The following is a 24,572-nucleotide window of genomic DNA, read 5'->3' on the forward strand; positions in this document are numbered from 1 at the left end:
ATTAAGCTTTAGATTTTGCTACTGTTAATGCCTCGATTATTGAATTTGGTGCCATTTGAAGTTTAAAATCATTTTCTCCAAATCCTTTTGCATCCACCATTGCAAGTTTTGCCGCTTTCTCAAAGTTTTCAACTGTTGCTTCCTTTCCCTTTAAAAAGTTTTCTGATGCTGTTAAACGCCATGGTTTATGTGCAACGCCACCCATTGCCAGGCGAACATCAGTAATTCTATTGTTCGAAATTTCTAATGCGGCTCCTACAGAAATCAATGCGAAAGCATAAGATGCTCTATCTCTCACTTTGAGATAATGGGAATTTTTACCAAGATTATTTGTTGGGATTTCCAATCGAATAATCATTTCATCTGTTTTTAAGTTATTGTCTAACTGCGGTGTATCTCCCGCAAGACGATGAAAATCTTTAAATAAAATTTTGCGTTCAGTTTTATTATTTGCCAGCACAACACTTGCATCAAAAGCGGTTAGTGCAATACACATATCACTCGGATGAACGGCAATGCATTTATCTGATGTTCCGAAAATAGCATGCATTCTATTAAAGCCACCAATAGCGCCACATCCAGAACCTGGCTGACGTTTATTACATGGCATCTCTGTATCATAAAAATAACCGCAACGAGTACGCTGCATCATGTTGCCACCAACAGTAGCCACATTTCTTAATTGTGCAGATGCACCTGCATTTAGAGCCATTGCCAAAAGCGGAAGTTTTTCCTTAATCAATGAACTTTCTGCAACCGCGGTATTTGATGCTAGGGCACCAATAATGATTTTATCGCCAACCAGTTCGATTTGCTTTAACGGAACATGATTGATATCAATTAATTTTTCAGGAGCTGTTACGCCTCTTTTCATTAAATCGATGAGGTTTGTTCCACCGGCAATAAATTTTGAGTTTTTATCCTTTACCAACAAAGCCAGGGCCGATTTTGCAGAGGTTGTTCTTAAGTATTGAAAGTTTATCATGCTTTAGTTCCTCCTTTCGAAACTTCAACAATTGCATCAACTATGTTAGGATAAGCACCACATCTACAAATATTTCCGCTCATGTATTCACTAATTTCTGCTCTTGAATTTGTATGCCCCTCATTTACACAAGCAACCGCCGACATAATTTGTCCAGGTGTACAATAACCACATTGAAAACCATCGTGTTTAATAAATGCGGCCTGCATTGGATGCAATTCTTCTCCATTAGCCAGCCCCTCAATTGTAGTGATTTTTTTTCCTTCATTCATTACGGCCAAACTCAAGCACGAATTTACCCTTTCTCCATCTACATGTACGGTACAAGCGCCACACTGACCATGATCGCAGCCTTTTTTAGTTCCTGTTAGGTGAAGCTCTTCACGCAAATAATCCAAAAGCGTAACCCGAGGTTCGACTGAGGTTTTATAAGCCTTGTTATTTACGGTAAGGTTTAGCGGAATTTTTTCGAAAAGCTCGGCGAAACGCTCATCAGCTTGATTCTCTGCAGCTTTAACCGCAACAGATGGTGTTAAAGCGATGGCAGTGATAAGTGAGCTTTTCTTTAAAAAGTCTCTTCTGCTGTCGCCCTGATTTGATTCCTTATCAGATGATTGCATATATATGTTTTGAGATGTTCTCTAAGTTCGTTAATATTAGGCTTAAATTAGCTTAATTTAGAAATTTAGAATAATTCTAATAAGAGAATTTGTTAATGTTCCAAGCAAGGTTTAATTCAAATCGTCATTTCGACCATTGTGGAGAAATCTTTGTAATTTACACATGAACCAAAGATATCTCCACTACGCTACGCTTCGGTCGAAAAGATGCCTACTCTTTCTGACAAAATAATTTCGAAAATGTGATCTCAATTTCTATTTTTAGCAAATGGAAGACATTAAACCACTACCCGATTTATCAACTGAGGAACAACGTGTATTAGGTTCACTAATTGAAAAAAGCAGAACTACGCCAGATTATTATCCGATGACTTTAAACAGTTTAACGGCAGCTTGTAACCAGAAGAGCTCAAGAAATCCCGTTGTAAATTATGATGAGGAAATGGTAACACTGACTCTAAATGCTTTGAAAATTAAAGGTTTAATATCCACTGCAACAGGTGGTTCGAGTAGAGTAATTAAATATAAACATAATTTGGGAATTGTTTATCCTCTGGTTCCATCAGATCTTTCTATTCTTTGTTTATTGCTTTTAAGAGGACCGTTAACGCCGGGTGAAATCAATAGTAATTCAGGAAGACTTTATGAATTCGAAAGCATTGAAGAAATTTTGGAACAACTGCAGAAACTGTCAGAATCGGAAACACCTTATGTAAAATTACTTCCTAAAAGAGCCGGACAAAAAGAAGCTAGATTTGTTCATTTGCTGGGCGAGCAAACTGATATTCAGGAACGAGAGCCACAGGCTGCGCATACAACAATTTCCCAGCCCAGTGAAGAGCTGGAAAATCGTGTTGCTAAACTGGAGCAAGAAATCGAGGAGCTTAAAGAACTTATCAATCTTTTAATGGATAAATAATTAAGCTTCGTATTTCTTGAAAATTGTACTGGCTACATGTCCGCCGAAACCAAAAGTGTTATTTAAAACGTAGTTAATTTCCTTTTTAATCGATTGACCGAGTACAATGTTTAATCCTTGTGGAATTTTTTCATCGAGCTTTGTAGTATTTATAGTTGGCGGAATTACACCATCTCTAATTGCGAGAATACTGATTAAACTTTCCACAGCACCTGCAGCACCTAACAAGTGGCCAGTCATGGATTTGGATGCACCGATTACCACAGGCAAGCCATCAAATACATTTTTGATCGCGTTTAATTCGCTCAAATCACCCAAACCGGTTGATGTGGCATGAGCGTTAATGTAATCTATTTTATCTGGAGAAATATTGGCATCACTTAATGCTTTTTTCATGCCCAGAGTTGCGCCAATTCCATCGGGCGGAGTTCCCGTTAAATGATATGCGTCAGCAGCCATTCCGCCACCTACAATTTCGGCATAGATATGTGCACCTCGTTTAAGTGCATGTTCCAATTCTTCTAAAATTAAAGCACCAGCACCCTCGCCCATCACAAAGCCATCACGGGTTTCATCAAATGGTCGGGAAGCTGTTTCAGGACTATCATTTCTTTTAGATAAAGCTTGTGCGGCACTAAAACCACCAACCGAAGCTTCTGTTATTGCAGCTTCAGAACCACCTGCAATCATCACATTTGCTTTCCCTAAACGAATAGTATCAAACGCATTTATAATAGCTGTGTTTGACGATGCACAAGCCGAAACCGTACAATAATTCGGTCCGCGGAGTTTGTGGCGGATTGATATTGCGCCAGCAGCAATGTCTACAATCATTTTTGGTATAAAAAACGGACTAAATCTTGGTGTTCCATCTCCTTGATGAAATTCTGCCAATTGCTGTTCAAAGGTAGTTATACCGCCATTACCTGTAGCCCATATTACGCCGACTTCAGCTAATTGTTCATCACTCATTGCGGTAAAATCCAAGCCCGCATCAGTAATTGCTTGGTCGCTAGATGCAATGGCATATTGCGTAAACGTATCAAATTTTCTGGCTTCTTTTTTATCAAGAAAAGATTCGGGATTAAAATCTTTCACTTCTGCCGCAAAATGTGTTTTAAACTTAGTGGTATCAAATTTGGTAATCGGGCCAACGCTGCTTTTACCATCCAGAATATTTTCCCAAAAGCTTTCTACAGTGTTCCCAAGGGGCGTTATTGCGCCTAATCCAGTTACAACTACTCGTTTCATTTTATTAGTTTTTATTTTATCCTGCAAGCAGGCTAGCCATGCAAACCTGAGCTTTGCAGTACATATTCTAAAAATTTGTTGCCAAAACCCAAGTTATGCTTATGGCTGCAAAGGTTACAATTCCTATTGTAAAAATTGCCATAATAAAGGCAGAAGATATTTTTTTTATGATTTAACTTCCAGTGTTTTTATACCAAATGACCAAACCGTATTTGTACAGATATAAGTTAACCTTCGAGTAAATTAAACTAAATCCTTAATCCAAGCGTTTTACAAATACATCAACACCGTTTTCAACCTGGATGAAAGTTTTTAATTTTCTTTTTCTAATGCTCCTGGCGCAAATCGCCTTTGCTCAAAAAACATTTGTTTTCCCTAAAATAAAGTCACAAGTCACTTCAATTGAACAGCTTACACCCATTAACTGGACGGTGATTGAAACTGCAAACGGCGATTTAAATAATGATGGAACCGATGATTTAGCGGTGGTTTTCGAATCGGATAAAATCACAGACGAAACCAGAACTTACGGCGATAATAATAGCGAAATCATCAAGGAAACACAGAAACCAAGAATTTTGGCTTTGTTTTTTAAAGATAAATCGTCAGGGGTTTATTACTTATCTAATCAAAACAATGATTTTATTCTCCGTTCTCAAGAGGGCGGCAAACTCGGCGATCCGCTCAGCCAGATCGGAATTAAAGACCAACAACTTTATCTCCGCTTTCAGGGTGGTGCAGAATGGCGTTGGGAAATGGGTTATACATTTAAGTTTGAGAACAATGATTGGTTTTTAACGAGTGCGATAAACTTATATTTTAATCAAAACACTGGCGATATGACTGAGAGGATTTATGATTTCAAAACCCGCGAATTATTTACCACCATTGGCAATTTGCACAGAAGGGATGTGGCGAATATCAAAACCAGTGAGGTGCTTTATTTTTCGCAATTGAGAACTTTTAAAACATTTAAAAAACCTTGGGCCTGGGAAATTATGCCTAATGTTTATTTGTAAGGCGCAAACTGTCGTGTTTCAATAAAGAATTTCTTGGAACTATATATTCTGCGCTATTACAAAACCACTTGCCCAAGCCCATTGAAAATTATAGCCACCCAACCAGCCCGTTACATCTAAACATTCTCCACCAAAAAACAAGCCTGGTATTTTTTTGCATTCCATAGTTTTAGATGAAATTTCATTGGTATCAATTCCTCCACGCATTACTTCAGCTTTATCGTACCCTTTATCACCAGCTGGTTTAACTTTAAACTCATGAATGGTTTGTTTGATTAATTGAAGCTCTGCATTGGTTAATGCAGCGACTGGCTTAATTAAAGGCAAAAATTTACCTAAAGCATCGGTAAACTTTTTGGTGTAAAACCGATTTAACAACGTTGATAAAAGTGTTTTGCCGTTAATTTTTCGTTCTTCATCTAAAACAGCAACGATATCATGATGTGGCAATAAATTGATGTTAACTACCTCTCCTCTTCTCCAGAACGTAGAAATTTGTAAAATTGCTGGTCCGCTTAAACCCCAGTGTGTAAATAAAATATTTTCTTCGAAAGCAATTTCATTGTTACTTACTTCGCAAAAAACAGAATTGCCAGATAGTTGTGCAAACCATTCTTCATCCTTCCCGGTAATGGTTAGCGGAACTAATGCCGGTGCGGTTTCTACAATTTTTAAATCATGCTTTCGGGCAAAACGTAAAGCAAAATCCGTAGCTCCCATCTTCGGAATGGGTAAGCCGCCCGTAGCCATAACAAGTTTTTCAGATTTTAAAACAATCTTTTTACCGTTCTTCTCATAGGTAACCCGAAAACCATCGGGCAGAATTTCAATGTCTTTTACATCGGCGTTACAACGAATTTCCTGACCAAAATCTTCGCAAACCGAAGTAAAAACCTGCACTACATCTCTTGCGTTTTTTTCATCCGGAAATAATTGTCCTAAAGTTTTTTCCTTACCCTGAATACCGTAAGTTTCAAAAAAGCTGATGGTATCGTCTACCGTCCATTGGGTAAATGATGATTTGAGAAAATGCGGATTTGCAGAAATAAACTGTTCAGGAGATGCATATTGGTTGGTATAATTACAACGACCACCACCCGAAATTAAAATTTTGGCACCGGGTTTTTCATTCTTTTCAAGCACGATTACCTTCTTGCCTAGATAGCCCGCTTGTACTGCACACATCAATCCGCAAGCACCTGCACCAATAATTATTGCATCTGCATTCATCAATAAAACTTTTTATGGTTACTTTTGCACAAAAGTAGCATTATTTTCAAGCGCATGGCAAAACAGATTAGCGAATTAAAATTGGGTATTTTAGGTGGCGGACAATTAGGCAGAATGCTTATTCAGCAAGCTATAAATTATAATGTAACATCTTTAGTTTTAGACCCAGACCCTGATGCGCCTTGCAAACACATTGCAAATTATTTTGAAAACGGTTCGATAATAGATTTCGATACGGTTTACAATTTCGGGAAGAAGGCAGATATCATCACAATAGAAATCGAAAAAGTAAATATTGAAGCCTTGGAACAACTTGAAAAAGAGGGGAAAATGGTTTTTCCTCAATCGAGAGTGATTCGTTTAATACAGGATAAGGGCATTCAAAAGCAGTTTTTCAAAGAAAATGATATCCCAACCTCTCCTTTTCAAATTGTAAATACAAAGGAAGATATGGAGAACAGTTCAATTCCTTTTCCATACATCCTCAAACTCAGAAAAGATGGTTATGATGGTAAAGGTGTTATGAGAATTAATAGTGCTGCTGATTTGGATAAAGCATTTGAAGCACCATGTATCATTGAAAAACTTGTTGATTTTGAAAAGGAAGTAGCCGTTATTGTTGCCCGTAATTCAAACGGCGATATGAAAACCTTCCCGATGGTTGAAATGGAGTTTAATCCTGAGGCCAACTTAGTTGAATTCTTGATTTCGCCATCAACCTATGCTGAAAGTTTGCAACAAAAAGCTGAGAACATTGCTAAGAATATTGCCTCCTCAATGAATATTACTGGGATTTTAGCTGTAGAAATGTTTGTTTCGAGAGATGGCGAAATTTTAGTTAATGAAGTAGCACCTCGACCACATAACAGTGGGCACCAAACAATTGAAGGCAATTATGTTTCTCAATTTGAACAACATCTTCGCTCGATTTACAATTTTCCATTGGGTGATACAACCAGCATTACCAATGCCATCATGATTAATTTACTTGGCGAAAAAGGTTCGGAAGGGGTTGCCAAATATGAAAATTTAGAAAAGATTTTAGCTATTGATGGTGTATTTGTACACTTATATGGTAAAAAATATACCAAGCCTTTCCGCAAAATGGGCCACGTAACCATTGTTGATATTGATAGAGAAAAGGCTATTGAGAAAGCGAGATACGTTCAAAAAACATTGAAAGTAATCGCATAAGCCCCCTATCCCCCTGAAGGGGGAACTAATAGCTGGGTGGAAATAACATAACAAATAACACAAGCACTAAAAAATAAGCAATAAATATGAATGATGGAAATTCAAGTTCCCCTTTAGGGGCGGAGGGGTTTTTAGTAGGAATAATTATGGGCAGCAAATCTGATTTGCCTGTTATGCAAGATGCTGCTGATGTATTAAAAGATTTTGGAATCGATTACGAAATCACGGTAGTTTCTGCACACCGGACCCCAGAACGCATGTTTAATTATGCTAAAGAAGCTCAAGGAAGAGGCTTAAAAGTAATTATCGCAGGTGCAGGTGGTGCCGCACACTTGCCTGGTATGGTTGCCTCAATTACAACATTGCCAGTTATAGGTGTCCCTGTAAAATCATCAAATTCAATCGATGGCTGGGATAGCATTTTATCCATTTTACAAATGCCAAATGGCATTCCGGTTGCAACCGTAGCACTTAATGCTGCAAAAAATGCAGGTTTATTGGCCGTACAAATTTTATCCACTGCGGATGAATCGTTAACGGTGAAAATGCAGGCTTATAAAGACGATTTAAGAAGAAAAGTTGAGGAAAGCGCAGAAAGTATGTAGTATGAATTCGGAAGATTTGATGTTCTTACAAACACCACTGCCTGAGACATCAAATCTCTGAATAAAGCTTAGTTCAAACTTGGGTCTATCGGGAAGTTGCTTACGTGGGCATATTTCGGACCCAAGTTTACAATAACATCCCGCCAAAGCTTTTCATCATCATCACCAAAAATAATATCAGGATGCGAAATATCGCTAACCATCCAGGCATTCTGTTCTAGTTCTTTCGTTAATTGTCCGTCATCCCAACCAGAATAACCCATAAAAAACTTTATTTCACTTTCATCGATTGCATTTGTGTTAATAAGGATTTTAAGCGTTTCGAAATTTCCACCCCAATAAATTCCGTTTCCAATCTCCTCCCCGCTCTGTAATTTATCATAGGCTCTGTGAATAAAGTGAAGGGTATCTGCAGCAACCGGTCCTCCGAAATAAATTTGATTGTCTGCATCCCACAAATCCTGAATAACATCTTTCAAAAGTAAGTTACCAACCTGATTTAAAATATAGCCAACTGTACCATCCACTCCATGCTCCGTTAACAAAACAACCGAACGTTTGAAGTTTGGATCTGCCATAAATGGTTCAGAAATTAATAATCGGCCTGTTTTTGGTTTTATATTGTTCAGCATGACGATAATGGTTTGCAGCACCATAAAAGATGCTTATTTTTGTTAAATGCAAGTTACAAACGAATTTCTACAAAACCTGCGCCAAGATTATAAAAGCGCCACGTTAGATGAATCTGACGTAGATAACAATCCCATTACCCAATTTACAAAATGGTTCGATCAAGCTGTTGAAGCTCAAGTTTATGAGCCTAATGCAATGACATTGGCTACTGCTGATAAAGCTGGAAGACCTAACGCAAGAATTGTTCTATTAAAAGGCGTTGATACAGATGGATTTAGGTTTTTCACCAATTACTTAAGCGCCAAAGGAAAAGAGTTGAAACGCAATCCATATGCAGCTTTGGTTTTCTTCTGGCCTGATTTAGAACGCCAGGTAAGGATCGAAGGAATTGTAGAAAAATTAGATAAGGAAACTTCTGAAGATTATTTTGTAACCCGTCCGGTTGCCAGTCAAATTGGTGCTGTAGCATCGCCGCAAAGTCAGGTGATACCTAACAGAGAGTTTTTAGAAGAAAAATTTGAGGAGTTAAAATCAAAAAGCGAAGGTAAAAGTATAGCTAAACCAGCACACTGGGGAGGTTATATTGTTAAGCCTACAAGAATTGAATTCTGGCAAGGCCGCCGCAGTAGATTGCACGACAGAATAAATTTTGAATTGGTAAAAGGTAGCTGGATTAAAACAAGGTTAGCACCATAATATTAACAAATGAGAAAGAGATCTGCTATCCAGCCAGATCTCTTTCAATTTAATCATTTAACTACCTAATTTTAGGGAGTATCTTTAATTTGATCTTTGACTATTGAAGATATCTTCTAACAGAATATATTCCTTTTTAATAGGATAGATCAAATGAGTAATCAGCTAAGATAACTGATTACTTCAAGAATTATCTGCAATTTAAGGTCTTGGACCAATATACTTCAATACTAAATTCATTTGCCTTGGAGCTGTAGTTTGATTCCAGTCGAAATTTAATGTGAATGTTTTTGTAGCCGGATCATAAGCATTTAGCAATCCTGTTCTATTGGCAAGTGTGGCATTACCCAATGCTGCCATAGTTACCGCATTAGTTGTTGGATTTACGGTAGCCCGTGTGTTATCAATACCTGCTACATTCGACGATCCGCCAAACCATTTCATATTTTGAACTTCAACAGTAGAAGCTCCCGTTGTTACCAAATTTATATTTGGATTTCCAGCTAATGATCCATTCAATGTACTAGGATTTTCAACTACACCAACTGCAGTAAAACGTGTTACCTGACCTGAAACTACTTGGTAAATCCCATCCCATTGGTTTTTAGCCGACATAATAAAGACACCTGTACCAAAATTGCCGCTAATAACACCTGCTGTACTAGACATAATTTTGATTCCAAGTGCGTAGGTTAAAGCAAAATTAAATGCAGATGCCCTAACTTTAACAATCATAGTAGCTTTCTTTTGTCCTTTAGGTATAATTAAAGTATTGTTTGGTATTGTATATAAAGATGTAGGCAGTATAGTTAATGGAGCTGCTGTTGTACTCATTGTTGTAACGGCATCATTGAAGACACCTAATTGAATAGTAACATCCGAAGGAGCACCATTTACGCCAGTGTAATTAACAATAATAGGTACATCTACTTCTGGTGCTGCATCAAATGATTTTGTTACAGTAGTATATGTAACGGTTGGAATACCCGCAATTCGGGTTGGAGGCAAGTCTCCTAATTCTACAAGTGCACTTTCACCACCATTTCCATCATCGGTGAAAATGTTTTCTTCCTTAGTGCAAGATGTAAAAAGGCAGATACCCATTACAATTATTGCAGTATATATTTTCGATTGTATTTTCATTTTTTCTTTTTATTAATTATTATCCCAAAAAACTTTAGTTGTAAACACATTGATGCTTGATAACGGAGGTACATTTGGATTTAAATTATACTCCGTAGTTGGATATAAATTCCGTACCGGTAAACGATCGGCAGTTGGCGCAATAGATTCTGTAGAAACAAATGTTGTACTTGCAGTTGTGCCCGTTATTCTTGGATAGCCTGTACGTTTGTATTCTTGCCAAGCCTCATAACCTTCAATAAAATTAAGTGCTATATATTTTTGAGTAATGATAGCCTCTAATCTTTGTGCATTTGTAGTTGCAAGATTGTAATTTACTAAATAATTAAAATTTGCATTCGTTGTATTTGCGGCTTTATAAGCAGTTAAATAATTATCCAATACTGTAGCAGATTGAGAAGCGGTAGAGGTACCTGTTTTGGCTAAATAATTATATGATGCTCTAATTCCATTTTCGAAATTCGCTAATGCAGTACCTGGTAAAGTGCGACCGTTAAGTGCTGCTTCTGCCAACAGGAAATAAGTTTCTGATGCTGGAAAAATACACAAGCCCATTACCCTACTTTTCAATAAACCGGCAGCTTCTGTAGAATTTAAACCTGTACCAGTACCAACGTACCAGTTCGGACCGCCAGAATTTGGGTTGTTAGGAGCACCAAGTTGTCCACGCGGCGTTGTTCCTGCATTAAACAATCGGTAAGTTAACACCCCTCTACCAGCATCAGTTAATTTTGTACCATTGTAAAATGAATACATCCATGTTGTTGGAATATAAGAAGTACCAGTAATTGTTCCTGTATATGAAGATTGATATGCATCCCAAACTGGGTTTTGGCGAGCACTTGTACTCACATACCCAGGCTGAATCAATACATCTTCTAATAAAAACCCTTCTGATGAGAAAGTTCCAAAAGCAGTGTTTACAAAGCTTGCTAAAGATCCGGATTGTGCTCTGGTTAAAATTCTCAATTTAATATTGTTTGCAAATTGGATCCATTTCGTAACGTTTCCAGCAAAAACAATATCGGCACCATTAACGGTTAGTTTAGTAACAGTTGTTGACGAAGCATTTGCTTTAAGCGTAGCAATAGCCGCATCAAGTTCTGTAACGATAGATTGATAAATTGCCGTTTGACTATCATATTTAGGTGTTAAATTATCAGCCCCGGTTAAAGCTGTTGTATATGGAACATCACCATATTCATCAACCAAACGCTGGTAATAATAAGATTTCAGAATCCTTGCAACTCCGTTATAAAGAGCATATTGCGGCGCATCAGTTGTTGTATTAATGAGGTATTGTATACTTCTCAAATCAGAATAAGCTGCTGTAAATAAACCAGTGTTACTTCCGCTATCAAAATTATAGGTTATTGTGGTGCTACCAACAAATGATACCCCACCTGCATTGGCCATGTATCCTACTATCCTACCACCATAATTAAAGTAAGTCATGAAATTGCTCGACATGTTATTTAGCAAAGCTGGCAATACGAGCTGAGGTGTAGAAGATGTGGCTGAGTTTGGATTTTCATTGATATCCAAATAACTTTTCTTACAACTAGTAAACCCAAAAACCAGTGCAAATAATATGGTTGTTATTTTAAAATAATTTTTCATCATAATAAATTTAGAAGGTTAATGCTAAAGTTCCACCGAAATATCTGGTTGGAGGCGTTTGCGATAAAGAGGTGATACCAACCGCATTGCTATCAGATCCATTGCTACTGGTTTCTGGATCACCAAGTTTATTTGAATTAGGTAACCAGATAAATAAATTCCTTCCTTGTGCACTTAAAGTAGCTGTTTTAATAAATTTAATGTCTTTCAAAACCGATGATGGAAGACGGTAGGAAACTGCAAGTTCTCTTAGTTTCCAGAAATTTCCTGAATAAATGTAGTTACTGGTAGTCCCTCTAAACTGACTGCTCGACCAAAATCCTGAATTACCGGTGGATACACTGATATCATTATTCGCAATATAACTTCCTGAAGCAGCATCAAAATAAGATGAGTTTGGAAATATAAATCGCTCTCTATTGTAATAAACCGAACGAATACTTGATCCAGAGAATTCGAAAGTGCTACCGGCACTTGAATACTGAACAAAATCACCTCTGTATTCAAATAATCCAGAAAGAGTTAAACCTTTCCACGATAAATTAAAATCAAGTCCTAATCTATCTTTTGGTTGTGTATTACCTAAAACTTTCCCTGGGGTTGTACCTACTGGATTTCCAGTATTGCGATCAATAATTACTCTTCCTTCTGGATCTCTATTGTAATCACTACCTATAACTATGGGATAGGTTTGCACATTAACATCACCAAAAATAGTACCGCTACCACCTACTCCAATACGGGTCAAACCTGGAGTTAACGATAGCAATTTATTTTCATTGTGTGTATAGTTACCACCAACTACAAGTTTCCAATTACCCTTATTAAAAGCCGTGATATGCAAAACACTTTCTAAACCAGCATTTGTTAATTCACCAGCATTTAGTAGATAGCCAGTGTAACCAGTTGTTGGTGCAATTTGAGCATTAATCGCTTGACCTGTTGAGCTTGTATGGTAATAGGTTACCGTACCATCCACTCTTCCGTTAAATAGTCTAAAATCAGCACCGAATTCATAACCATTTGTAATCTCCGGCTTTAAATCTGGCGATACAATAGAAGCACTTGGAGTATATCCGGTACCATAATTATAACCTGTTTGCGATCCAAATGTAGAACGCAATGCATAAGTATCTACGTTTACATTACCTACTTTAGATATACCACCTCTTATTTTCAAATAGTCTAATACTTTGCTACCTTTTAGCCATTCAAATGCATCTGTCGGAATAAAGGAAACATCAACTGCAGGATAAAAGAATGAACGATTTGCCGGTGCTAAAACTGAAACCCAGTCATTTCTTCCGGTAACATGAACGTACAACCATTTTTTATAACCCACTGTAACATCACCCCAAACACCATACCTTCTTGTATTTTCAATATTTTCTGATGCATTTGGGGTACCCGTAATATTGCCTAAATTATATAGATAAGGAACTTGTAAACCACTACCCGAAGAAGTCATATTTTTATAATTAAAGCTCCTTAAGTTAGCGCCAGCCAATATGTTAAAAGAAAAATCTTTTACATCTGTTTTAACGTTAGCAATAAAATCTGTGTTGAAATTGCTATTCTGGAACATTCGCTCTGTAACACTACTTGCAGAATTTGATTTATATGAACCTGAGCCCAATACAAAATCTGTATAGGTAAATCCATCTGTTCCTGTTTTACTTTCATAGTAGCGGTTACTTAATGATGCTCTATAAATAAAACTTAACCATTCGGTTGGGTGGTAATTTAATTCTGCCAATCCAGTGATATATGCATTCTTTTGTTTCTGGCGAGAATTGTCTATAGAAAAATATGGATTTGCATAATAATCATTGTAGTAATTATTTTGATTTGCCCAGCTTCTTAAATCCTGCCAATCTGTATAACTCAACAATGGAATTTGCGCTGGGGTATTTAATAAATTATTGTAAATACCTGATGTGTTAGGGGTGGTATCATACTTATTTTGAGTAAAGCTGATGTTGTACTTAGCAGAAAAGTTTTTAGTAATATTTCTATCACCATTAAACCTCAACGCTATTCTATTATATTCATCTTTCGGTGTAGTTCCACTACCTGTTAAATATTGAGCAGACATATAAGTTGATGATTTTTCATCGCCAGATGATAAGGAAAAATCAGTCTGATTAGATAATCCAGTATCCCAAAAGTCATATTTATCTCTATTTGGAGAATATTGAACCATTTGCGTTTGCCCAAATTGATTGATGCGACCAACAGGCTTTATCGTTCCATCGAAAGCTGGACCATATTGTTGGTTCTCAATTGGCTCATAAACAACCGGATAATCATCCGTTCCAGAACCAAATCGATTTTGAAGTTCTGGATAGAAACTAATTTTTTCTACAACAGTTGTATTGGAAAGCTTGATAATTGGAGCGCCTTTTTTGCCCCTTTTAGTGTTGATAATTAATACGCCGTTAGAAGCATCAGACCCGTACAAAGCAGCACCACTGGCACCATTTAAAACTGTTAATTCATCAACATCATCAGGATTAATATTACCTAATAGTTCGTTTGGAACAATAGCACCATCTAATACGATGAGTGCCTGGTTGTTTCCCGTAATGGAGCGGTCACCTCTTAATACCAACCTATACGAAGGATTTACTCCAGTTCCAACAGCATTGATTTGTAAACCTGCAACCTTTCCAGTTAAACCACCAGCAATTGTTGGCGATTTACCAGCGGTCAATGTTTCTGCATCAATCCGGGTAGTTGCGTAACCCTGCTCTCTTGCGGCTCGTTTAATACCACCAGCTGCAATTACCACTTCATCAAGGGTACTTGAATTTGATTCCAATGAAACATCAATGGTTTTAGATAAGGTACTGATTTCCCTTGCATTGTAGCCTACAAAGGTGAAAACCAAGAAATCCTTTTCTGATGAAGGAACATTAATGCTATACAACCCTTTGGCATTGGTTACTACGCCTCGATTTGTACCTTTTAGCTTTACGCTTACGCCAGGTATTGGCAAACCATCATCTTTAGCGGTTACCAAGCCTGTAATTGTTTTGTCTTGAGCATAGGTTTTTAAACCAGATAGCACAAGAAAGAATAACAAACATTTAAGTAGTTTTCTTTTCATTTAAGTTTAGTTAGTGGTTAATAATAAATATATATGGGCCATAACCAATACGGCCAAAATATGCATTTGGTAAAAATTGATGTACGAGTTTGTTTGTTTGTTGGTTAAAAAAGCCTCAAGTTATTGGCTTATTTTATTTTTGAATGCTAGAAAGATCTAATCTAATCAGGGATGACGTGAATTAATTCTTTAAAACTATTACTGAGAGCAATAATATTTAAAATTATAGAAGTCTGCAATATAATTTAATGAATTTTTAATGATTTGTTAATATTGTATAGATATAAGTAAAATTAGCACACAATTAAGTTGGTGAAATTGTATTGATTAGATAAAATAAACAAAATAGCTCTATAAAATCATTAAATTTATCTTTTACATCTTTTAATGAATTTTTTATGCCGTATAAATAGCAAAATAGATCAAAATTTAGATTTAAATTTATTTTATCTTAGACATGAGGTATACAAACGATAATAATATAGTAAATAATCAAAATTTTACAGCCTTTAGCATCACTATGCAGATTTAAAAAAATTGGTAGACTAATATTGCTGTAATTTTAAATGGCTTTAAAAATAAATAGAGATACGCCATCCAGCCATATCTCTATTTTAACTAATCATTAACTAACCTAAATTTTATCAGGAAGTACCTTTATATAAACGTCTATGTTTTTTAAAACTCCAACGACTATTTTCTTGTATTTATCAAGCAATTAAAAAGCTTTTTTGTTTTCTTGATACATCAAAGTTCAGTCAAAAAGATCCTCAAAAAAAGCTTGTATCGATGAATATTCGCATTGTATCGACCAATAAATATTTAAGCATTTTTAACATTCAATTTAACATTTATTAACTGTATAAATTTGTAAATCAATTAATTAAATATAATTGAAAATGGAATTTATAATAGTTTACCTGATCTTAAAATGTAAATAATGCTGATTGTTTACAAATCAATTAGGAATATCTTTTTGAGTCAAAACATATAGAATTTGAGTTATTAAATATATTTAACTGATAGTAACAACCTTTAAAAACCAAACTAAAAACAATATTATACTTACGATACTTAATAATATATTTGAAGAATTTCTAAAATAAATAAGATCAGTTTGCGGCTAACCAAAAATCATTTTCATTTATGATACAAAATATTTCAATTATAGGATCGGGAACTATGGGAAACGGTATTGCACATGTATTTGCACAATATAATTTCACTGTTAGTTTAGTAGATATCAACCAAAATGCTTTAGATAAGGCCATTCAAACGATTACAAAAAATCTGGATAGACAGGTTGCTAAAGAATTACTTACTGAAGATCAAAAAACAAAAACCCTTGAAAATATTTCAACTTACACTTCGATAAAAGAAGGGGTTAAAACAGCTGATTTAATTGTTGAGGCCGCTACTGAACACATCGATTTAAAACTTAAAATTTTTAAGGATTTGGATGAATCCGCACCTGAAAATGCTATTCTTGCAAGTAACACATCATCCATTTCCATTACCCAGATTGCAGCGGTAGCAAATCGTGGCGATAGAGTGATTGGTATGCATTTCATGAATCCAGTGCCGGTGATGAAATTGGTTGAAGTTATTCGAGGTTATCAAACCAGCGATGAAACTACGCGAATAATTATGTCACTTTCTGAAAGGCTTGAAAAAACACCGGTTGAAGTAAATGATTACCCTGGTTTTGTTGCCAATAGGATTTTAATGCCAATGATTAACGAAGCCATTTATACTTTATATGAGGGTGTTGCAGGCGTTTATGAAATCGACACGGTGATGAAATTGGGTATGGCCCACCCCATGGGACCATTACAACTCGCTGATTTTATTGGTTTAGATGTTTGTTTGGCAATTTTGAAAGTGCTTCATGATGGATTTGGAAATCCTAAATACGCACCATGTCCGCTATTGGTAAATATGGTAGCAGCAGGGAAAATGGGAGTAAAATCTGGAGAAGGTTTTTATAAATATACCGCTGGATCAAAAGAATTAGTTGTTGCCGATAAATTCAAAAAATCCTAATTTTTTTAGCATTTAATTTTATATTTGTTGTATGAATGAAAATCTCGATCCCGACGCAAACAACCTCACACCTACCGATAGAGATATAGAAAGGGTTTTGAGGCCGCAAGCTTTCGAAGATTTTACCGGACAGGAAAAAGTGATGGAGAACCTTCGGATTTTTGTTCAGGCAGCAAAATTACGTGGAGAAGCTCTCGATCACGTACTGCTTCATGGTCCTCCGGGATTGGGAAAAACCACCTTATCTTATATTATCGCCAATGAAATGGGTGCTGGTATTAAGGTAACTTCTGGTCCTGTGCTGGATAAACCTGGAGATTTAGCAGGTTTATTAACAGGTTTAGATACCGGAGATATTCTATTTATTGATGAAATTCATCGCCTCTCTCCTTTGGTTGAAGAATATCTGTATTCTGCCATGGAGGATTTTAAAATTGATATCATGCTCGAAACTGGCCCAAACGCCCGTTCGGTTCAGATTTCGCTTAATCCATTTACTCTTGTTGGCGCAACAACGCGTTCAGGTTTGTTAACCGCACCTTTAAGGGCTCGTTTTGGAATAAACTGCCGTTTGGCATATTACGATGCTAAACTTTTAACCGCAATCGTTCTTCGTTCATCAGATATTTTGAACACTCCAATAGATGACGAAGGTGCTTATGAAATTGCCCGACGAAGTCGTGGAACACCTCGTATTGCAAATGCACTTTTACGCAGAACCAGAGATTTTGCTCAAATTAAAGGTAATGGAAATATTGATCCTGAAATTGCGAATTATGCCCTAAATGCCTTAAACGTTGATGAGCATGGTTTGGATGAAATGGATAATAAAATTCTGACTACCATTATTGATAAATTTAAGGGTGGTCCTGTTGGTTTGAAAACCATTGCAACTGCCGTTGGAGAAGATGAAGGTACTATCGAGGAAGTTTATGAACCATTTTTAATTCAGGAGGGTTACATTATGCGTACCTCTCGCGGACGTGAAGTAACAGAAGCAGCTTATAAGCATTTGAAAAAGAATTTCCCTGGGCAGACTGGAAAGTTATTTTAAGTTAAATTTCATCAGATTTATAGAGATATAAATCGCAGATCATTCTAAATCTCTTTGCAATAATTTCGGCAATTTCCTTTTTGATATATTCTTTTAATCGGAATGCCGTGTTCTGATGAAAATCAACACTAACATTGCCAATAAGAGGTTAAATGATTGCACAGCGAAAAGATTCTTTTGAAAAAAACCTTAAATATATCTGAACATTTACCTCCGTTTTCTGTTCAATACCTATAAAACCAGCAAATTATGAATATCGAATTACGTAAGCTAACGCTCGAAGATTATGCCGATTTAAAAGAATCAATGCTACAAGCCTATGATAGTATGGGTGGGTCTATATGGCCTAAATCCAGCATTGCTAAACTTTTAAATATCTTTCCAGAAGGTCAGCTTTGTATTGCTGTTGATGATAAAGTGGTAGCTTGTTCCCTATCTATTATTGTAGAATATGATGAATATGGTGATAGACATACATATAAATTAATTACCGGCGATTATTCTTTCAGTACTCACGATCCTAACGGAGATACTTTATATGGTATCGAAATATTTGTACATCCAGATTTTAGGGGCTTAAGGTTAGGCCGCAGACTTTATGAAGCTCGTAAAGAACTTTGCGAAAGTTTCAACTTAAAAAGTATTATTGCCGGAGGAAGAATTCCAGGCTATCATCAGCATTCTGAAACACTTTCACCAAGACAATATATTGATAAAGTAAAATCAAAAGAAATTTACGATCCTACGTTAACCTTTCAAATTTCCAATGATTTTCACGTTAGGAAAGTGCTAAAAAATTATCTTCCAGGCGATAAAGAATCTAAAGAATATGCCACGTTAATTGAATGGAATAACATCTATTATCAAGGCATCGATGCTTCAGCACGTTCTGCAATGACCATCCGTTTAGGATTGGTACAATGGCAAATGCGTTTGTTCCCCGATATGGAATCCTTTTACGAACAAGTAGAATTTTTTGTTGATGCAGTTAGTGGATACAAATCAGACTTCGTGATGTTTCCAGAATTGTTTAACACTCCACTACTACAGCCATATAATCATCTTCCGGAGATTGAAGCAATGCGGAAACTCGCAGAAAAAACCAAAGAAATTGTTGATAAGATGCATGAATATGCATTGAGTTATAATATCAACATTATTACTGGTAGTATGCCTTTGCTGGATGAAGGTAAACTATATAATGCTTCTTATCTGTGTCACAGAACGGGAAAAATTGATGAATTTAGAAAAATCCACATCACCCCGAACGAGCAGAAATATTATGGCATGGTAGGCGGAGATAAAGTTCAGGTTTTTGATACTGATTGTGGCAAGGTGGGTATTTTAATTTGCTATGATGTAGAGTTCCCCGAGTTGAGCAGAATTTATGCAGATCAGGGAATGCAAATTCTATTCGTGCCTTTTTTAACTGATACACAAAACGGTTATACCAGAGTACGCCATTGTGCCCAGGCCAGAGCTATTGAAAACGAATGTTACGTAGCCATTGCGGGCTGTGTAGGTAACTTACCAAAAGTGAATAATATGGATATTCAATTTGCGCAATCGGCTGTGTTTACTCCTTCTGATTTTGCTTTTCCAACCAATGCGATTAAAGCAGAAGCAACACCAAATACCGAAATGGTTTTATTAGCAGATGTTGATCTTCATCTTTTGGATGAATTGCATCATTATGGTACTGTAAAGATTCTAAAAGACAGACGAACTGATTTATATCAAACCAAACTTCTAAAATAATAAGCAAAAAAAAACGCCGGTCGCATCAACAACCGGCGTTCAATTTATAATCTAAAGCTAATTATTTTTTCATTACAAACCACACGATTAAACCAATCACAACTGCAATTGGAATAATCCATTTTAGTACTGAACCTGCACCATTTTCATCTCTCTCCGTAACAGCTGGTTGCGCTGGTCCTGGATCTTCTTTATGATTTTCGTAATCTTGTTCAATCGGCTTAGGAGCTTCTCCTGATTCCGTATGTTTTGGATCTATGTTTTCCATTTCTATTGTGAGTTAAGTTCTTTTAATCCAATTCAACGAATTTTGAAGAACTGCAATTAATTAATTTAGTTTTCTGTAAATAGAACAAGTGATTGTTAAAAAGGTTTTGCTTCTTAAGCCTTATCTTTGCTATTCGTGATTAATAATTCTGCAAAATATAGCCAGCAAATAAAAGATGAAGCCATCCGTTTGGGATTCTTATCTTGTGGCATTTCGAAGGCAGAATTTTTAGCCGAAGAAGCTCCAAGGCTGGAAAAGTGGCTTACTCAAAATCACCACGGCGAAATGAAGTATATGGAAAATTATTTCGATAAACGTCTTGATCCACGCTTACTTGTTGATGATGCTAAATCGGTAATTTCCTTATCTTTAAATTATTACACAGAAGAAAAACAGACAGATCCGAATGCGCCTAAAATATCTAAATATGCCTACGGACTAGATTATCATCATGTAATAAAAGATAAGCTGAAAGAACTTACCAATTTTATAACAGAAAATATTGGGGAAGTTTCTGGAAGAGCATTTGTAGATTCAGCACCAGTGCTCGACCGGGCCTGGGCAAAAAAATCTGGAATTGGCTGGATTGGAAAAAATTCAAATCTTATCAGCAAGAAAGATGGATCATTTTTCTTTTTGGCAGAATTAATAATTGATTTAGAATTGGATTATGATCATCCTTTCCAAACTGATCATTGTGGTACTTGCACTCGATGTTTGGATGCCTGCCCCACTGATGCCATTATTGCACCACAGGTTGTAGACGGCACTAAATGCATCTCTTATTTAACCATCGAACTGAAGAATGAAATTCCAAATGAGTTTAAAGATAAAATGAATAATTGGATGTTTGGTTGTGATATTTGTCAGGACGTATGTCCATGGAACCGCTTTTCGAAAGCTCATACAGAAGATGCATTTAATCCAGATAATGGATTGTTGGATTTGACAAAAAAAGACCTGACTGAAATTACGGATGAAGTTTTTAAAAAGGTTTTTAAAGGCTCTGCTGTTAAACGCACCAAACTCGCCGGCTTAAAGAGAAACATCGATTTCCTGAAACCATAAATTACATTATTTCTATTTAAATGAAATAAAAAAAAGAGAAACCTTTTAGAACTATAAAATAAATTCTTAAGATTTCTCCACTTTGCAAATTTATGGTGAAAAGATTATTTGGCGATAAAACCTTCAGCCTTTTCTAAAACGGTTTTTAAACCATCAGAGTTTTTACCACCCGCAGTTGCATAAAACGGCTGACCACCGCCACCGCCTTGAATTTCTTTACCTAATTCACGAACAATGTTTGATGCATTCATGCCATTTTTCACTAAGTCATCCGATAGCATTACCGTGATTCCTGGTTTGCCATCAATTTCTGTAGTGAAAACAAGGAATAAATTATCAATCATGTCTTTCAATGAGAAAGCAAGGTTTTTAATGGCATCGGCACTTTGCAAATCAATATGCTTTGCTATTAAATTAATACCATTTATTCCACGAACGTGGTGAACAATTTCATGTTTCAAGTTACTAACACGCTCTAAGGTAGATTTTTCAATCTCTTTCTTCAGCTTCGCATTTTCATCAAGTAAAGCCTGAACCGAGGCCGATAAATCTTTAGAACCATTTAGTAAAGCCTTTAAATGACCTAATTCTTTTCTTTGATCTAAGAAATATTGCTCGGCTTTATCTGCTGTAATTGCCTCAATTCTGCGAACACCAGCTGCAACCGCACTCTCAGATATAATTTTGAAAGAACCGATTTGTCCTGTCGCTTTTACATGAGTTCCGCCACAAAGCTCTTTCGAAAAATGGTCATCAAAAGTAATCATACGAACAAAATCCCCATATTTTTCTCCGAATAAAGCGGTTACGCCACTTTCAATCGCATCCTGATAAGGCACATTCCTTTGCTCTTTAAGTTTAATGTTCTGTCTGATTTTTTGATTTACAATTACCTCAATTTGAGCCAATTCTTCATCAGTTACTTTAGCAAAGTGAGAAAAATCGAAACGTAAATAATCAGCATTTACCAAAGAACCTTTTTGGTTTACATGTTTACCCAAAACCTGCTTTAAAGCTGCATGTAATAAGTGCGTAGCCGAATGATTATCTTCAATTAAAACACGTTTATCTTCATCAACAACTGCCCAAAATTTCCCCTCTAAGTTATCAGGAAGAATATCTGCAAAATGAACTGTTAAGCCATTTTCTTTTTTAGTGTCCGTAATATCAACCCAAAACTGGCGGCTGTGGTCTTCTAAACGTCCGGTATCTCCAACCTGACCACCACTTTCTGCGTAAAAAGGAGTTTGGCGCAGAACAATTTGATATTGCTCTTTACCTTTTGCTTTAACTTTACGGTATTTTAAAATCTCAGTTTCAATTTCTAAATCATCGTAACCAACAAATTCGCTCTGGTCATCAGCGTTAACGATAATCCAATCGCCAGTATCAATTGCAGTAGCGGCACGGCTATCGTCTTTCTGTTTTTTAAGGGCTTGTTCATATCCAGCTAAATCAACACTCCAACCCTTTTCTCTAGCCATTAATTCAGTTAAATCAATTGGAAAACCAAAAGTATCGGATAGTTCGAAAGCAAAATTGCCCTCAACTAAATTATTGTTAGCTTGGTATTTTTCAAAGCGTTGGATACCTGTAGACAAAGTTCTCAAAAATGAAACTTCCTCTTCTAAAACAACTTTCTGAACGAAATCCTGTTGCGAAATTAATTCATCGAAAACACCTTTAAATTGTTCAGCCAATAATGGCAACAATTGATTTAAAAACGGCTCTTTAAAGTTTAAGAAAGTATATGCATAACGCACAGCACGACGCAAAATCCTGCGGATAACGTAACCAGCCTTGTTATTTGATGGCAATTGTCCATCGGCAATTACAAATGAGATGGCACGAATATGGTCGGCCATAACACGCATGGCGATATCAGTCTTCTCATCAGCACCGTAATTAATTCCAGATTTTTCAGCGATAAACTGAATCATCGGTTGGAAAACATCAGTATCGTAGTTAGAAGATTTTTCCTGCAGAACACGTACTAAACGCTCAAAACCCATTCCTGTATCAACATGCTTTGCAGGCAAGCTTTGCAACGAACCATCTTTTAAACGGTTAAACTGCATAAATACGTTATTCCATATTTCGATAACCTGCGGATGATCGGCATTTACTAAAGTAGCACCATCAACCATAGCTTTTTCTTCATCGGTACGGCAATCTACATGAATTTCAGAGCAAGGACCGCAAGGACCCGTATCGCCCATTTCCCAAAAATTATCTTTTTTATTTCCTGGTAAAATATGGCTTTCATCAACATACTGTTTCCAAAGATCGTAAGCTTCCTGATCCTTTTCTAAACCCTCTTTCTCATCGCCTTCAAAATAGGTTACGTATAATTTATCTTTTGGAATTTTATAAACTTCGGTCAATAATTCCCAGCTCCAGGCAATTGCATCTTTCTTAAAGTAGTCACCAAAGCTCCAGTTGCCTAACATTTCGAACATGGTGTGGTGATAAGTATCGATACCCACTTCTTCCAAATCATTGTGTTTTCCCGATACACGTAAACAACGTTGCGTATCAACAACACGAGGATATTTTATTGGTGCTTCTCCTAAAAACAAATCTTTAAATTGGTTCATCCCCGCATTGGTAAACATTAAAGTAGGGTCGTTTTTAACCACAATCGGTGCTGATGGAACAATATGATGTTGTTTCTCTTTAAAAAATTCTAAGAATGCCTGTCTAATCTCTTGTGCTGTCATTAGTATATTATTGGAGGAACAAAATTAAAATTTTATTGCGTTAATCAGGAAAAATCGAGCTACATTTGAATACTTTAATTAACCGTTGTAAAACCTTAATAATCAAGCACAAGTTATGCCGTATAAAGAAAGAGACATCAATAAAATGTATTATACTATGGGCGAAGTGACTGAAATGTTTAATGTAAACGCATCGCAAATCCGTTTTTACGAGAAGGAATTCGACATTCTTCAACCTAAAAAAAACAAGAAAGGTAACCGATTATTCACGCCAGAAGATATCGAAAACTTAAAGATAATTTTCAATTTGGTTGATGAGAAAGGCTTCACGTTAAAAGGCGCAAAAGATTATCTTAAAAACAATAAAGGTGATGTTAAAGAAAATCAAAAAATCATCGATTCGTTAGAAAAGTTAAAGGGTTTTTTGGTGAATTTAGCGCAGGAGTTATAAGCTAATTTCTTTTTGTGTACAGATATAATTATCTTATTTTCTTGCAAGCAACAAAATCAATATTCCAGATTGATGTAAAACATAAACCTGTGCTACAAAAAACATATCTATAATGTAATATTTGGCGTACAAGTTTTCAAATGATCTAAAAATTTCCAATTTTAGGAGATTAAATCTCAACCAACA

The 24,572-nt window shown here is 36.2% G+C and carries 20 protein-coding genes; 10 read left to right on the forward strand and 10 right to left on the reverse strand.

What is annotated here, in order from left to right; translation table 11 throughout:
• Position 1 precedes the first annotated feature (1 nt).
• Both LUA91_RS02935 and LUA91_RS02940 read right to left on the reverse strand, forming a co-directional pair.
• The gene (locus LUA91_RS02935; protein ID WP_231424457.1) at positions 2-985 is read right to left on the reverse strand and encodes a xanthine dehydrogenase family protein subunit M; all 984 of its coding nucleotides are present in this window, start codon (positions 983-985) and stop codon (positions 2-4) included.
• Entirely contained in the window at positions 982-1,605 is a 624-nt protein-coding gene (locus LUA91_RS02940) for a (2Fe-2S)-binding protein (protein WP_231424458.1), read from the reverse strand. Before LUA91_RS02940 ends, LUA91_RS02935 begins: the two co-directional genes overlap by 4 nt.
• Before the next feature lie 268 nt (positions 1,606-1,873).
• On the opposite strand from LUA91_RS02940, the gene LUA91_RS02945 reads away from it, so the two are divergent.
• Positions 1,874-2,524, forward strand: coding sequence for a YceH family protein (locus tag LUA91_RS02945; RefSeq protein WP_231424460.1), 651 nt, complete (start codon positions 1,874-1,876; stop codon positions 2,522-2,524).
• Here LUA91_RS02945 and fabF read toward each other — a convergent pair whose 3' ends face one another.
• Positions 2,525-3,775 carry a beta-ketoacyl-ACP synthase II gene (gene fabF / locus LUA91_RS02950; RefSeq protein ID WP_231424461.1) on the reverse strand — a complete coding sequence of 417 codons (1,251 nt, stop codon included), beginning with the start codon at positions 3,773-3,775 and terminating at the stop codon, positions 2,525-2,527.
• Between the two features lie 302 nt (positions 3,776-4,077).
• Between fabF and LUA91_RS02955 the strand changes: the two genes are divergently transcribed.
• Positions 4,078-4,794 (forward strand): hypothetical protein, encoded by a 717-nt coding sequence (locus LUA91_RS02955; protein WP_231424462.1) that lies wholly within the window; start codon positions 4,078-4,080, stop codon positions 4,792-4,794.
• A 39-nt stretch (positions 4,795-4,833) separates the two neighbouring features.
• On the opposite strand, the gene LUA91_RS02960 is transcribed toward LUA91_RS02955, so the two are convergent.
• On the reverse strand, positions 4,834-6,024 hold the full coding sequence (locus LUA91_RS02960) for an NAD(P)/FAD-dependent oxidoreductase (protein ID WP_231424464.1): 1,191 nt from the start codon (positions 6,022-6,024) through the stop codon (positions 4,834-4,836).
• A 54-nt stretch (positions 6,025-6,078) separates the two neighbouring features.
• Here LUA91_RS02960 and LUA91_RS02965 point away from each other — a divergent pair, with 54 nt between their 5' ends.
• A complete protein-coding gene (locus LUA91_RS02965; RefSeq protein WP_231424466.1) occupies positions 6,079-7,218 on the forward strand; it encodes a 5-(carboxyamino)imidazole ribonucleotide synthase in 1,140 nt (379 codons plus the stop codon).
• 86 nt (positions 7,219-7,304) lie between these two features.
• Positions 7,305-7,823: a 5-(carboxyamino)imidazole ribonucleotide mutase gene (purE, locus tag LUA91_RS02970; protein ID WP_231424468.1), complete on the forward strand. Its 519-nt coding sequence runs from the start codon at positions 7,305-7,307 to the stop codon at positions 7,821-7,823.
• A 68-nt stretch (positions 7,824-7,891) separates the two neighbouring features.
• Here purE and LUA91_RS02975 read toward each other — a convergent pair whose 3' ends face one another.
• Positions 7,892-8,455, reverse strand: coding sequence for a YqgE/AlgH family protein (locus tag LUA91_RS02975; protein WP_231424469.1), 564 nt, complete (start codon positions 8,453-8,455; stop codon positions 7,892-7,894).
• A 46-nt stretch (positions 8,456-8,501) separates the two neighbouring features.
• On the opposite strand from LUA91_RS02975, the gene pdxH reads away from it, so the two are divergent.
• Positions 8,502-9,152: a pyridoxamine 5'-phosphate oxidase gene (pdxH, locus tag LUA91_RS02980; RefSeq protein WP_231424471.1), complete on the forward strand. Its 651-nt coding sequence runs from the start codon at positions 8,502-8,504 to the stop codon at positions 9,150-9,152.
• A 201-nt stretch (positions 9,153-9,353) separates the two neighbouring features.
• On the opposite strand, the gene LUA91_RS02985 is transcribed toward pdxH, so the two are convergent.
• The 3 genes from LUA91_RS02985 to LUA91_RS02995 are packed head-to-tail and all read right to left on the reverse strand — an operon-like array spanning position 9,354 to position 15,024.
• Positions 9,354-10,295 carry a DUF1735 domain-containing protein gene (locus tag LUA91_RS02985; RefSeq protein ID WP_231424472.1) on the reverse strand — a complete coding sequence of 314 codons (942 nt, stop codon included), beginning with the start codon at positions 10,293-10,295 and terminating at the stop codon, positions 9,354-9,356.
• 12 nt (positions 10,296-10,307) lie between these two features.
• Positions 10,308-11,918 carry a SusD/RagB family nutrient-binding outer membrane lipoprotein gene (locus LUA91_RS02990; protein ID WP_231424473.1) on the reverse strand — a complete coding sequence of 537 codons (1,611 nt, stop codon included), beginning with the start codon at positions 11,916-11,918 and terminating at the stop codon, positions 10,308-10,310.
• A 7-nt stretch (positions 11,919-11,925) separates the two neighbouring features.
• A complete protein-coding gene (locus LUA91_RS02995; protein WP_231424474.1) occupies positions 11,926-15,024 on the reverse strand; it encodes a SusC/RagA family TonB-linked outer membrane protein in 3,099 nt (1,032 codons plus the stop codon).
• A gap of 1,146 nt (positions 15,025-16,170) precedes the next feature.
• Here LUA91_RS02995 and LUA91_RS03000 point away from each other — a divergent pair.
• The 3 genes from LUA91_RS03000 (at position 16,171) to LUA91_RS03010 (ending at position 19,879) form a co-directional block, all read left to right on the forward strand.
• A complete protein-coding gene (locus LUA91_RS03000; RefSeq protein ID WP_231424475.1) occupies positions 16,171-17,067 on the forward strand; it encodes a 3-hydroxybutyryl-CoA dehydrogenase in 897 nt (298 codons plus the stop codon).
• A 31-nt stretch (positions 17,068-17,098) separates the two neighbouring features.
• Positions 17,099-18,121 carry a Holliday junction branch migration DNA helicase RuvB gene (ruvB, locus tag LUA91_RS03005; protein ID WP_231424477.1) on the forward strand — a complete coding sequence of 341 codons (1,023 nt, stop codon included), beginning with the start codon at positions 17,099-17,101 and terminating at the stop codon, positions 18,119-18,121.
• Between the two features lie 249 nt (positions 18,122-18,370).
• Positions 18,371-19,879: a carbon-nitrogen hydrolase family protein gene (locus tag LUA91_RS03010; RefSeq protein ID WP_231424478.1), complete on the forward strand. Its 1,509-nt coding sequence runs from the start codon at positions 18,371-18,373 to the stop codon at positions 19,877-19,879.
• Between the two features lie 61 nt (positions 19,880-19,940).
• Here the strand turns inward: LUA91_RS03010 and LUA91_RS03015 are convergent, their stop codons facing one another.
• Entirely contained in the window at positions 19,941-20,147 is a 207-nt protein-coding gene (locus LUA91_RS03015) for a hypothetical protein (RefSeq protein ID WP_231424480.1), read from the reverse strand.
• Positions 20,148-20,282: 135 nt separating this feature from the next.
• On the opposite strand from LUA91_RS03015, the gene queG reads away from it, so the two are divergent.
• The gene (queG, locus tag LUA91_RS03020) at positions 20,283-21,215 is read left to right on the forward strand and encodes a tRNA epoxyqueuosine(34) reductase QueG (RefSeq protein ID WP_231424482.1); all 933 of its coding nucleotides are present in this window, start codon (positions 20,283-20,285) and stop codon (positions 21,213-21,215) included.
• Between the two features lie 104 nt (positions 21,216-21,319).
• Here the strand turns inward: queG and alaS are convergent, their stop codons facing one another.
• The gene (gene alaS, locus LUA91_RS03025) at positions 21,320-23,935 is read right to left on the reverse strand and encodes an alanine--tRNA ligase (RefSeq protein WP_231424483.1); all 2,616 of its coding nucleotides are present in this window, start codon (positions 23,933-23,935) and stop codon (positions 21,320-21,322) included.
• Positions 23,936-24,050: 115 nt separating this feature from the next.
• Here alaS and LUA91_RS03030 point away from each other — a divergent pair, with 115 nt between their 5' ends.
• Positions 24,051-24,386 (forward strand): MerR family transcriptional regulator, encoded by a 336-nt coding sequence (locus LUA91_RS03030; protein ID WP_056096320.1) that lies wholly within the window; start codon positions 24,051-24,053, stop codon positions 24,384-24,386.
• Positions 24,387-24,572 lie beyond the last annotated feature (186 nt).

This window comes from Pedobacter sp. Leaf250 (assembly GCF_920984735.1).
In the GTDB taxonomy this organism is placed as follows: Bacteria; Bacteroidota; Bacteroidia; order Sphingobacteriales; family Sphingobacteriaceae; genus Pedobacter.

Excerpts from the sequence above, each read along its gene's own strand:
- ruvB (WP_231424477.1), top strand. The coding sequence starts at position 17,099 with ATGAATGAAAATCTCGATCCCGACGCAAACAACCTCACACCTACCGAT.
- purE (WP_231424468.1), top strand. The coding sequence starts at position 7,305 with ATGAATGATGGAAATTCAAGTTCCCCTTTAGGGGCGGAGGGGTTTTTA.
- alaS (WP_231424483.1), bottom strand. The coding sequence starts at position 23,935 with ATGACAGCACAAGAGATTAGACAGGCATTCTTAGAATTTTTTAAAGAG.
- LUA91_RS02955 (WP_231424462.1), top strand. The coding sequence starts at position 4,078 with ATGAAAGTTTTTAATTTTCTTTTTCTAATGCTCCTGGCGCAAATCGCC.
- LUA91_RS03030 (WP_056096320.1), top strand. The coding sequence starts at position 24,051 with ATGCCGTATAAAGAAAGAGACATCAATAAAATGTATTATACTATGGGC.
- LUA91_RS03000 (WP_231424475.1), top strand. The coding sequence starts at position 16,171 with ATGATACAAAATATTTCAATTATAGGATCGGGAACTATGGGAAACGGT.
- pdxH (WP_231424471.1), top strand. The coding sequence starts at position 8,502 with ATGCAAGTTACAAACGAATTTCTACAAAACCTGCGCCAAGATTATAAA.
- LUA91_RS02945 (WP_231424460.1), top strand. The coding sequence starts at position 1,874 with ATGGAAGACATTAAACCACTACCCGATTTATCAACTGAGGAACAACGT.
- LUA91_RS02935 (WP_231424457.1), bottom strand. The coding sequence starts at position 985 with ATGATAAACTTTCAATACTTAAGAACAACCTCTGCAAAATCGGCCCTG.
- LUA91_RS03015 (WP_231424480.1), bottom strand. The coding sequence starts at position 20,147 with ATGGAAAACATAGATCCAAAACATACGGAATCAGGAGAAGCTCCTAAG.
- LUA91_RS02940 (WP_231424458.1), bottom strand. The coding sequence starts at position 1,605 with ATGCAATCATCTGATAAGGAATCAAATCAGGGCGACAGCAGAAGAGAC.
- LUA91_RS03010 (WP_231424478.1), top strand. The coding sequence starts at position 18,371 with ATGAATATCGAATTACGTAAGCTAACGCTCGAAGATTATGCCGATTTA.
- LUA91_RS02990 (WP_231424473.1), bottom strand. The coding sequence starts at position 11,918 with ATGATGAAAAATTATTTTAAAATAACAACCATATTATTTGCACTGGTT.
- LUA91_RS02965 (WP_231424466.1), top strand. The coding sequence starts at position 6,079 with ATGGCAAAACAGATTAGCGAATTAAAATTGGGTATTTTAGGTGGCGGA.
- fabF (WP_231424461.1), bottom strand. The coding sequence starts at position 3,775 with ATGAAACGAGTAGTTGTAACTGGATTAGGCGCAATAACGCCCCTTGGG.
- LUA91_RS02985 (WP_231424472.1), bottom strand. The coding sequence starts at position 10,295 with ATGAAAATACAATCGAAAATATATACTGCAATAATTGTAATGGGTATC.
- LUA91_RS02960 (WP_231424464.1), bottom strand. The coding sequence starts at position 6,024 with ATGAATGCAGATGCAATAATTATTGGTGCAGGTGCTTGCGGATTGATG.
- LUA91_RS02975 (WP_231424469.1), bottom strand. The coding sequence starts at position 8,455 with ATGCTGAACAATATAAAACCAAAAACAGGCCGATTATTAATTTCTGAA.
- LUA91_RS02995 (WP_231424474.1), bottom strand. The coding sequence starts at position 15,024 with ATGAAAAGAAAACTACTTAAATGTTTGTTATTCTTTCTTGTGCTATCT.